9 protein-coding genes are annotated in these 8945 nt (G+C 62.2%); 8 read left to right on the forward strand and 1 reads right to left on the reverse strand.

Features of this window, described 5'->3' with window-relative positions:
- Nucleotides 1-200 precede the first annotated feature (200 nt).
- The 8 genes from NA647_RS10230 to NA647_RS10265 all read left to right on the forward strand — a co-directional run bounded on the left by NA647_RS10230 (nt 201) and on the right by NA647_RS10265 (nt 8110).
- Nucleotides 201-719, forward strand: coding sequence for a PaaI family thioesterase (locus NA647_RS10230; RefSeq protein WP_256057599.1), 519 nt, complete (start codon nt 201-203; stop codon nt 717-719).
- Nucleotides 712-1923 carry an acyl-CoA dehydrogenase family protein gene (locus NA647_RS10235; RefSeq protein WP_256057583.1) on the forward strand — a complete coding sequence of 404 codons (1212 nt, stop codon included), beginning with the start codon at nt 712-714 and terminating at the stop codon, nt 1921-1923. Before NA647_RS10230 ends, NA647_RS10235 begins: the two co-directional genes overlap by 8 nt.
- Before the next feature lie 33 nt (nt 1924-1956).
- Nucleotides 1957-2724: an SDR family NAD(P)-dependent oxidoreductase gene (locus tag NA647_RS10240; protein ID WP_256057584.1), complete on the forward strand. Its 768-nt coding sequence runs from the start codon at nt 1957-1959 to the stop codon at nt 2722-2724.
- A 10-nt stretch (nt 2725-2734) separates the two neighbouring features.
- Nucleotides 2735-3805, forward strand: coding sequence for a phosphotransferase (locus NA647_RS10245; protein WP_256057585.1), 1071 nt, complete (start codon nt 2735-2737; stop codon nt 3803-3805).
- The gene (surE, locus tag NA647_RS10250) at nt 3802-4605 is read left to right on the forward strand and encodes a 5'/3'-nucleotidase SurE (protein WP_256057586.1); all 804 of its coding nucleotides are present in this window, start codon (nt 3802-3804) and stop codon (nt 4603-4605) included. Before NA647_RS10245 ends, surE begins: the two co-directional genes overlap by 4 nt.
- A complete protein-coding gene (locus NA647_RS10255) occupies nt 4605-6287 on the forward strand; it encodes a long-chain fatty acid--CoA ligase (protein WP_256057587.1) in 1683 nt (560 codons plus the stop codon). The genes surE and NA647_RS10255 overlap by 1 nt, the downstream gene beginning before the upstream one ends.
- A 64-nt stretch (nt 6288-6351) precedes the next feature.
- Nucleotides 6352-7107, forward strand: a complete 756-nt coding sequence (locus NA647_RS10260) for a class II aldolase/adducin family protein (RefSeq protein WP_256057588.1) — start codon at nt 6352-6354, stop codon at nt 7105-7107.
- A 73-nt stretch (nt 7108-7180) separates the two neighbouring features.
- The gene (locus NA647_RS10265) at nt 7181-8110 is read left to right on the forward strand and encodes a 2-hydroxyacid dehydrogenase (RefSeq protein WP_256057589.1); all 930 of its coding nucleotides are present in this window, start codon (nt 7181-7183) and stop codon (nt 8108-8110) included.
- A gap of 178 nt (nt 8111-8288) precedes the next feature.
- On the opposite strand, the gene NA647_RS10270 is transcribed toward NA647_RS10265, so the two are convergent.
- The coding region (locus NA647_RS10270; RefSeq protein WP_256057591.1) for a class I adenylate-forming enzyme family protein at nt 8289-8945 on the reverse strand (657 nt) is incomplete at its 5' end.

Genomic DNA, 8945 nt, shown 5'->3' on the forward strand with positions numbered 1-8945 from the left:
TTGTGGGTCGTCATAATTCTGCCTGATGGAACTGGATTTCGAATTGACGCATCGTTTCAGGCATGCCAGCTTCAAAAGGAAGCGGATTCGTCATAAAAACAATCCAGAGGACACGCTATGCGGCTCGACATCAGAACTATCGGGAAGGAATTGAGGCATGCCTGGACGCCCACCACGACCTTACGCCCGAAACCTGCCCGATGAACGGAGTGGACGTGGATCAGCTGACGAGCGAGGCCCCGAGCGATCACCAGCCGATTAGCGGAGGCAAGGATTTGCCGGGCTTTCATCAGGTGCTTGGCTATCGTCAGGTGTCTTGGTCTGAAAACGAGGCGGTTATTGAGTTGGATGTGCAGGCTTGCCATCTGAACATGGCAGGTGTGCTCCATGGCGGGGTGCTGACATCGCTACTTGATGTGGTACTGGCCGAGGCAGGCACCTACTGTCCTTACCCAGGGCGCGTGCGCAAGGCCATGACGTTGGTACTCAACACGACTTTTACCGGCCAGTGTTCAGGCGGCGTCATCCGCGCCATCGGTAAGCGGCGTGCCGGTGGCAACCGAATTTTCAACAGTTCCGGCGAAGTACGCGACCAGGATGATCGTCTGCTGGCGATCGGCGAAGCGACTTTCCGCCTGCGCTCCGGCAGCGAGCATCCGCAAGGGGTGCCATTTTCGTTGCCCTCGCAAAACAACAAGAAGGAGAACGGCGATGTATGAATTGACTGGTAAAGCGCTCCAGATTCATGAACAGCTGACGGCTTTCATGGAAGAGCATGTCTATCCCAACGAACATCTCTTTCATGAACAGGTCGCCACCGCAGCGGATCGCTGGGCGCCGCCGCCGATCCTCGAAGAGCTCAAGCACAAAGCCAAGGCGCAGGGGCTATGGAACCTGTTCCTGCCAGAGAGTGAGTTTGGCGCCGGGCTGACCAATTTCGAATACGCCCATCTTTGCGAAATCATGGGGCGCTCCCACGGCGCTGCTGAGGTCTTCAACTGCTCGGCGCCGGACACCGGCAACATGGAGGTGTTGACGCGCTATGGCACGCCGGAACAGCAGGAGCAGTGGCTCAAGCCTTTGCTCGATGGCGAGATCCGCTCCTGCTTTTCCATGACGGAACCTGACGTGGCCTCGTCCGACGCCACCAATATCGCCTGCGAGATCCGCCGCGAAGGTGACGAGTATGTGATCAACGGGCACAAGTGGTGGTCGTCCGGCGCGATGGCAACCTCCTGCAAGATCGCCATTGTCATGGGTAAGACCGATCCCACGGCCGAGCGCCATCGGCAGCAGTCGATGATCCTCGTGCCGCTGGATACGCCCGGCGTGGAAATCACCCGCGCGCTCCACGTATTTGGTTACGACCACGCGCCTCACGGTCATGCCGAGATTCACTACAACAATGTCCGCGTCCCGGCGAGCAATATGTTGCTGGGCGAGGGCCGTGGTTTCGAGATTGCTCAGGGTCGTCTCGGCCCAGGCCGCATCCACCACTGCATGCGCACCATCGGTGTGGCCGAGCGCGCGCTGCAAGCCATGTGCGAGCGCGTTCATTCCCGCGTGGCGTTCGGCAAGCCGCTGGCGGATTTCGATTCGATCCGCAAGGACATCGCCCGTTCGCGTATCGAAATCGAGCAGACCCGCCTATTAACGCTCAAAGCGGCGCGCATGATGGACACGGTCGGCAACAAAGTGGCGCGGCAGGAAATTGCCATGATCAAGGCCGCCGCACCGAGCATGGCGTTGCGGGTGCTTGATCGCGCCATTCAGGTTCACGGCGCCAAGGGCGTCTGCCAGGACAGCTTCCTGGCGGCGGCCTGGGCTCATCAGCGGACCCTGCGGTTGGCGGACGGCCCGGATGAGGTGCATCTGGACACCATCGCCAAGCTGGAGCTGCAGAACTACTCCAAAAAGCGCTGAGCCTCCGACAAAACCTATAAGAAGGATGCAGTCATGAATAATCCGCTATTTGATCTGACCGGAAAGGTGGCGCTGATCACCGGTTCCACTCGCGGTATTGGCCGCTCCATCGCCGAAGAGATGGCCCGGTGCGGCGCCCGCGTCGTCATTTCCAGCCGCAAGGCCGATGCCTGCGAGGCGGTGGCGGGCGAACTCAACGCTGCCGGCTACGAGGCCATCTCGGTACCTTGCCACGTAGGCCGCAAGGAAGACCTGCAGCGGTTGGTCGACACCACCCTGCAAACTTGGGGGCGCATCGACGTACTGGTCTGCAACGCGGCCACCAACCCTGTCTATGGTCCAACCAGCGAGCTGACCGACGACGCCTGGGACAAGATCATGGACACCAACGTCAAGGGCACCTTCTGGCTGTCCAACATGGTCCTGCCGCAGATGGCCGAGCGCGGTGAGGGTGCGGTGATCATGCTTTCCAGTATTGCCGGCCTGCGAGGCAATACCGTGATCGGCACCTACGGTGTGTCCAAGGCAGCCGAAGCGGCGCTGGCACGCAATCTGGCTGCCGAGTGGGGCCCCAAGGGCATTCGCGTCAACGCCATCGCGCCGGGGCTGGTGCGTACCGATTTTGCAAAGGCACTGCTCGATGATCCGGAGCGGGTACGCCGCGCCGCCGAAAAGACGCCACTACGACGTATCGGCGAGCCGGTGGATATCGCCGGTTTGGCGGTGTTCCTTGCAGCGCCGGCCAGTGCCTATATCACCGGCCAGGTAATCGTCGCCGATGGCGGCGAAACCGCATGCTGAGGGGCCGGTAATGAGCGAACCGGAACTGATTGAGGTCCTGCCGGCACATCGCTTCGATGAGGTCGCGCTGGCTCGGTATCTGCGCTTGCACGTGCCGGAGATGGGTGAAGAACTGAGCATTCTTCAGTTCCAGGGTGGTCAGTCCAACCCTACCTATCTATTAGAGAGCGCCGGGCGCCGTTATGTGCTGCGCAAAAAGCCGCCAGGCAAGGTGCTGCCTTCCGCGCACATGGTCGAGCGCGAATACAAGGTGATCCGCGCGCTGTCCGAGCACACCCGCGTGCCGGTGCCGCGCGTGCATCTGCTGTGCGAGGACGACAGCATCATCGGCACCGCTTTCTACCTGATGGATCATGTGACAGGCCGGATTTTCAGCCACCCGGCGTTGGAGGGCATGAGCGTCGAGGAACGACAGCCGATCCATCTCGCCGCTGTCGATACGCTGGCCGAGCTGCATCAGGTGGATGTAGAAGCGGTCGGGCTTGCCGATTTCGGCAAGGCGCAGGGTTATTTCGCCCGGCAGGTAAAGCGGTGGTCCGGCCAGTATCAGGCGTCCCGCACAGGCGACATGCCTGAAATGGAACGGCTGATGCAGTGGTTGCCTGAGCAAGTGCCGCAGCACGATGAGTGCGCTATCGCTCATGGCGATTACCGCCTCGGTAATCTGATCTTCGAGCCGGGGCAGGCGAAGGTAGCGGCAATTCTCGACTGGGAGCTGTCCACCGTGGGCCATCCGCTGGCCGATCTCGCTTATTTCTGCCTGCCTTATCACCTGCCAGCCGGTGTCGATGGCCTGCGTGGATTGGTTGGCACCGACTTGCACGCGCAGGGCATCCCATCTGAGCAGGAGGTTCTTGAGCGCTACTGTCGGCAGAGCGGGCGCGCTGATGTTGCGCAGTGGCATGTCTTCGTGGCCTTTTCGCTATTCCGGCTCGCGGCGATTCTGCAAGGCGTTTACGCCCGTGCGTTGCAGGGCAATGCCAGCAATGCCGATGCGCTGCAGGTCGGCCAGCGCGCCGGTTTGCTTGCAGAAGCCGGCTGGCGCATCGCCCAGAGCGGTGACAAGGGAGCACTGTCATGACCGGTCCATTGCTGCGGCGCGTGCTGCTGACCAACGATGACGGCATCGCCGCACCGGGGCTCGCACTGCTCGAGCGGATCGCTGCGCAACTGGCCGAAGAAGTCTGGGTTGTGGCGCCCGAGCACGACCAGAGCGGCACTGGCCAGGGCATCTCAGTGCATTCGCCGTTGCGGGTGTATCACCATGGGGAAAGGCGCTTCGCCGTCTCCGGTACACCGTCTGACTGCGTCATGTTCGCGATGGCTGAATGGCTGCAGAATTCACCGCCGGAGCTGGTCCTGTCCGGCATCAACAGCGGGGCGAATATCGGCGACTCGGTGCCGTATTCCGGGACCTTGGGTGCGGTGCTCAGTGCCGACCTGCTGGGGCTACCCGCCATCGGGCTGAGCCAGGCCTTTCTCGACCGCACCAGTATCGACTGGTCCTGTGTCGAAACTTATGCTGAAACCACGATCCGTGCGCTCTGGGCGCGTCGGGAGGAGGGCGGTTGCTGCTGGAACCTCAACTTTCCGGCCTGCCCGGCTGATGCGGTCAGCCACTTGCGGATGACCAAGCAATCACGCGGCTCGATCGCCCGCCCACGGCTGCAGGCGGGCCGGGACGGTCGAGGCTTACCTTACTGGTGGCTCGGTTTCGAGCACTCTTCGGCGCACCTCGTCGATCCCGAACTCGATGTCACCGCGCTGCGCGAGAAGCGCATCGCCATCACTCCCTTGCGCGACACCCGGGGCTGGCTCGAGTGGGGCGAAGAACGGGCCATGGCCGAACTGGCCGTCCATAGCGATTCAGGAGTTCTTTAATGTTCACTCGTCATCACGCGGTCTGGCCCGATGATTTGCCGAAACATCTGACGGTGCCGGAAACCAGTCTGTTCGCCAATCTGGAAATATCCGCGCGGCGTTTTCCGGACAAGACGGCGATCATCTATTACGACACCCTGATCACCTACACCGAGCTGCTGCGTGAAGTGGAAGCGCTGGCCGGCTATCTGCAGGACCTGGGGGTCGCCAAGGGTGATCGGGTGCTGTTGTACATGCAGAACTCACCGCAGTTCACCATCGCCTACTACGCGATTCTTCGCGCAGACGCGGTGGTGGTGCCGGTCAACCCGATGAACCACAGCGCCGAGCTGGAGCATTACCTGCACGACACCGGCGCTACGGTGAGTCTCTGCGGGCAGGAGCTGACCGGCTTCATCGCGCCGCTGGTCGGCACGGCGCAGCTGCGCCATGTGGTCGTCGCGGCCTATTCCGAATACGTGCGGCAATCCACCGACCTGGCCCTGCCGGCTGAAGTCCAGGCAGCAGCGGTCACACCGAGCTTCACTGGCGGCATCGGCTGGAATGAGGCCATCCGTGCTGGCCATACACCGGGCCCCCACACGGCCGGCCCCAACGATCTCTGCGTGTTTCCCTACAGTTCCGGCACTACCGGCGCGCCGAAGGGTTGCATGCACACCCATCGCTCGGCCATGGCGACGATCATCCACCGCGTGGTCTGGACCAACAGCACCAGTGAATCGGTGATTCTCGCGACGCTGCCGTACTTCCATGTGACCGGCATGCAGGGCGCCATGAGCGGGCCGATCTATAACGGCGGCACCGCAGTGATCATGACCCGCTGGGACCGCAAGGTGGCGGCAGAGCTGATCGAGCGGCACAAGGTGACCGGCTGGGTCAACATCGCCACGATGGCCATCGACTTTCTCTCCGATCCGGATCTGGAGCGCTACAACCTGTCCAGTCTGGTCAGTGTCGGCGGCGGTGGCGCGGCGATGCCCAAGGCGGTGGAGGAGAAGCTGCACCGGCTCACCGGCCTGCGCTACATCGAGGGCTACGGGTTGTCGGAAACCATCGCGGCCACCCATATCAATCCGGTGCCGCGGCCCAAGGCGCAGTGCCTCGGCATTCCGGTGTTCGATGTCGACAGCCGCGTCATCGACCTGAACACTCAGGCCGAACTCGGCCCCAACGAAGTGGGAGAGATCATCAGCTATGGACCACAGCTCTTTGCCGGATACTGGAACCGGCCAGAGGAGACCGAGCGCGCCTTCATCGAACTGGACGGCAAGCGCTTTTTCCGCACGGGCGACATGGGCTACTACGACGAGGAGGGCTATTTCTTCCTGGTCGATCGGGTCAAGCGCATGATCAACGCCTCGGGTTTCAAGGTCTGGCCGTCTGAGGTGGAGAGCCTGATGTACCGCCACCCGGCAATCCAGGAGTGCTGCGTCATTTCGCGTCCCGACCCCAAGCGCGGCGAGACGGTGAAGGCCTGCGTGGTGCTGCGTGACGGTCAGGTTGGACAGGTTACCGAGCAAGACATCATCGACTGGTGCAAGGCGGAGATGGCCGCCTACAAGGCGCCTGTCTATGTGGAGTTCGTCCCGTCACTGCCGCGTTCATCCACCGGCAAGCTGATGTGGCGCGCCTTGCAGGAAGAGGAAAACCGCAAGCATGCCGCCAGCGCGCAAGAGGCCTGACGACTGCGTACCGATTGCAGGCCATGCGCCACTGAGCGCCTTCGAGACCAATGGAGAGGATGCTATGCAAGATTCAACTTCGACGAATCGGAACAATCGGGACGCGGAATGGCAAGTGCGCAAGGACCTCGCCGCGGCCTATCGGCTGGTGGCGCACTTTGGCTGGGACGACTTGGTGTTCACTCATCTGTCGGCCCGTGTGCCGGGGCCGGAACATCACTTCCTGATCAACCCGTACGGCCTGCTGTTCCAGGAAATCACCGCCTCATCGCTGGTGAAGGTCGACCGTGAAGGCCAAATCGTCCAGAGCGGCAGCCTGCACCGGGTCAATCCAGCCGGTTTCACCATTCACAGCGCCATTCACATGGGACGCGAAGACGCCGGAGCGGTCATGCACCTGCATGCGGCCGATGGCACGGCGGTCTCGGCGCATCGTGACGGCCTGCTGCCGCTGAGCCAGACGGCCATGCTCTGTCTGGATCACATTACCTATCATGAATATGAGGGTGTAGCGCTGGACCTCAGCGAGCGTGAGCGGCTGATCGCCGATCTTGGAAGCAAGCAGATGATGATCTTGCGCAACCATGGGGTGCTTACCGCCGGGGCAACCGTAGCCGAAGCCTTCACTTACCTCTACTTCCTGATGAAGGCGTGCGAGATCCAGGTGCGCGCCCAGTCCTGCGGGCCGACCCACATGCCTTCTGCCGCTGCCATCGAGACCACTCGCCAGCAATCGGCTGGACTGGGCAGCGCCGCCAAGCTGACCTGGCCGGCGCTCTTGCGTCTGCTTGAGGCTAAAGGCCACGTTTACGCGATATAGCTTCGATTGGCGCTATGACCTGTCTGCCGTCGTGCAGACCAAATCCTTTCAGAAGAGTGGAAGCTGAGTGCCTATGAAAATCCTGTTTGTTGCCGCCGATCCCAAGCCCGAACGCTGGACCAACTTGATCCAGCAGCATCTGCCGAATGCAAAGATTCAGGTCTGGCATCCGGACATGCCGAGCTGCGGCGCCGACTACGCCATCGTCTGGCATCCGCCGGCCGCGTTGTTTGAAAAGGAGCCGCAGCTCAAGGCCATCTTCAATCTCGGCGCAGGCGTAGACGCCCTGGTCCAGGTGCCGAACCTGCCGCGTGATGTTCCGGTGGTGCGCCTGGAAGACGCCGGCATGGCCGTGCAGATGGCCGAGTATGTTGCCTATCACGTGATCGGCATCAGCCGCGACATGGATGCCTACCGCGAGCAACAGACTGCAGGGCAATGGAAGTTGCGCCGGCCAATCGAACGCAGCGGGTGGCCAGTGGGCGTGCTCGGGCTGGGGCACATCGGCCAACGTGTCGCCCGCACACTGGCGGGACTGGACTATCCGGTTTGTGGCTGGGCGCGCTCCACCTACGCCATAGACGGCGTGCGTAGTTTCGCTGGTGAGTCGGAGCTTGACGGATTTCTGGCCGAGACCCGAGTGCTGGTCAACACGCTGCCATTGACCGACAGCACTCGCGATCTGATCGACTATTCGCTACTGGCCCGGCTCAGACCCGATGCGGTGGTGATCAACGTCGGTCGCGGTGAGCACCTAGTGGATCAGGATCTCTGCAGCGCCATCGAAGAAGGCCGCGTGGCCCGCGCCGTGCTCGACGTGTTCCGTGAGGAACCGCTACCCACAACGCATCCATTCTGGAATATGCCGCAAGTGACCATCACGCCGCATGTCTCGGCGCGCACCCTTCGCGAAGCGACCATCGAGCAGATCGCCGGCAAGATCGCGGCGCTGGAGAGGGGGCAATCCATAAGCGGCGTTATCGATATCCAGCGCGGCTATTGAGGAGCCTGGCACGGGCTCGCTCCGGTGGGAGGCGCGGCCCGTGGCGAAAGCGGATTGTCTGCCGGCTAAAGAGCTTCGCCCTGAGGGCGGGCCTCCAACAAAAGCACACTCCGAGCTTCGCGCCGGATTAGCGGGGTTTTGTCATCCACCGGCCGTACGGCCGGCGTTGCCGGTCCGCTCAGTCCGCTATGCCATGCTCGGCTAGGTAGCGATCACGTAGCTCGCGCTTGAGCACCTTGCCAATGGCGCTGCGTGGCAGCTCGTCAGTCAGTTCCAGGCGGGCCAGCCGCTGGGTTTTGCCAACACGGCTGTTGAACCCGTCCAGTAGCGCTTGCGGCGTTTCCGTCGCGCCGGGCTTCAGCACCACGAAGGCCACCGGCGTTTCGCCCCAGCGGGTGGATGGCATCCCGACCACGGTTGCGTCCGCTATCGCAGGGTGTTCGCGCAGGATCGCTTCGAGATCGCTCGGATACAAATTGAAGCCGCCGGAGATGATCATGTCCTTCTTGCGATCGAGCAGGGTCAGGAAGCCGTCATCGTCGAAGCGCCCGATGTCCCCCGTGCGGATGAAGCGCTTGCCGCTGGCGTCGAACCACTCAGCTTCGGCGGTTTTCTCAGGCTTGTTCAGGTAGCCGATCATCATCGCTGGCGAGTGCCCGACTACCTCGCCGATAGCGCCAGGGGGCAGCTCGTTGCCCTCATCGTCGATCACGCGAATGTCGTGCCCTTCGGCCGGCTTGCCGACGGTGTGCAGTTTGTGCGGATATTCATGTGCAGAAAGGATGCAGGTGCCGCCGCCTTCGGTCATCCCGTAAAAATCCATCAGTGCACCCGG

This window comes from Stutzerimonas stutzeri, from assembly GCF_024448985.1.
Classification (GTDB): Bacteria; Pseudomonadota; Gammaproteobacteria; order Pseudomonadales; family Pseudomonadaceae; genus Stutzerimonas; species Stutzerimonas stutzeri_AP.

What these genes read in the sequence shown, in the direction of transcription:
- surE (WP_256057586.1), top strand. Translation starts at nt 3,802, where the DNA reads ATGACCGGTCCATTGCTGCGGCGCGTGCTGCTGACCAACGATGACGGC.
- NA647_RS10245 (WP_256057585.1), top strand. Translation starts at nt 2,735, where the DNA reads ATGAGCGAACCGGAACTGATTGAGGTCCTGCCGGCACATCGCTTCGAT.
- NA647_RS10260 (WP_256057588.1), top strand. Translation starts at nt 6,352, where the DNA reads ATGCAAGATTCAACTTCGACGAATCGGAACAATCGGGACGCGGAATGG.
- NA647_RS10255 (WP_256057587.1), top strand. Translation starts at nt 4,605, where the DNA reads ATGTTCACTCGTCATCACGCGGTCTGGCCCGATGATTTGCCGAAACAT.
- NA647_RS10240 (WP_256057584.1), top strand. Translation starts at nt 1,957, where the DNA reads ATGAATAATCCGCTATTTGATCTGACCGGAAAGGTGGCGCTGATCACC.
- NA647_RS10235 (WP_256057583.1), top strand. Translation starts at nt 712, where the DNA reads ATGTATGAATTGACTGGTAAAGCGCTCCAGATTCATGAACAGCTGACG.
- NA647_RS10230 (WP_256057599.1), top strand. Translation starts at nt 201, where the DNA reads ATGAACGGAGTGGACGTGGATCAGCTGACGAGCGAGGCCCCGAGCGAT.
- NA647_RS10265 (WP_256057589.1), top strand. Translation starts at nt 7,181, where the DNA reads ATGAAAATCCTGTTTGTTGCCGCCGATCCCAAGCCCGAACGCTGGACC.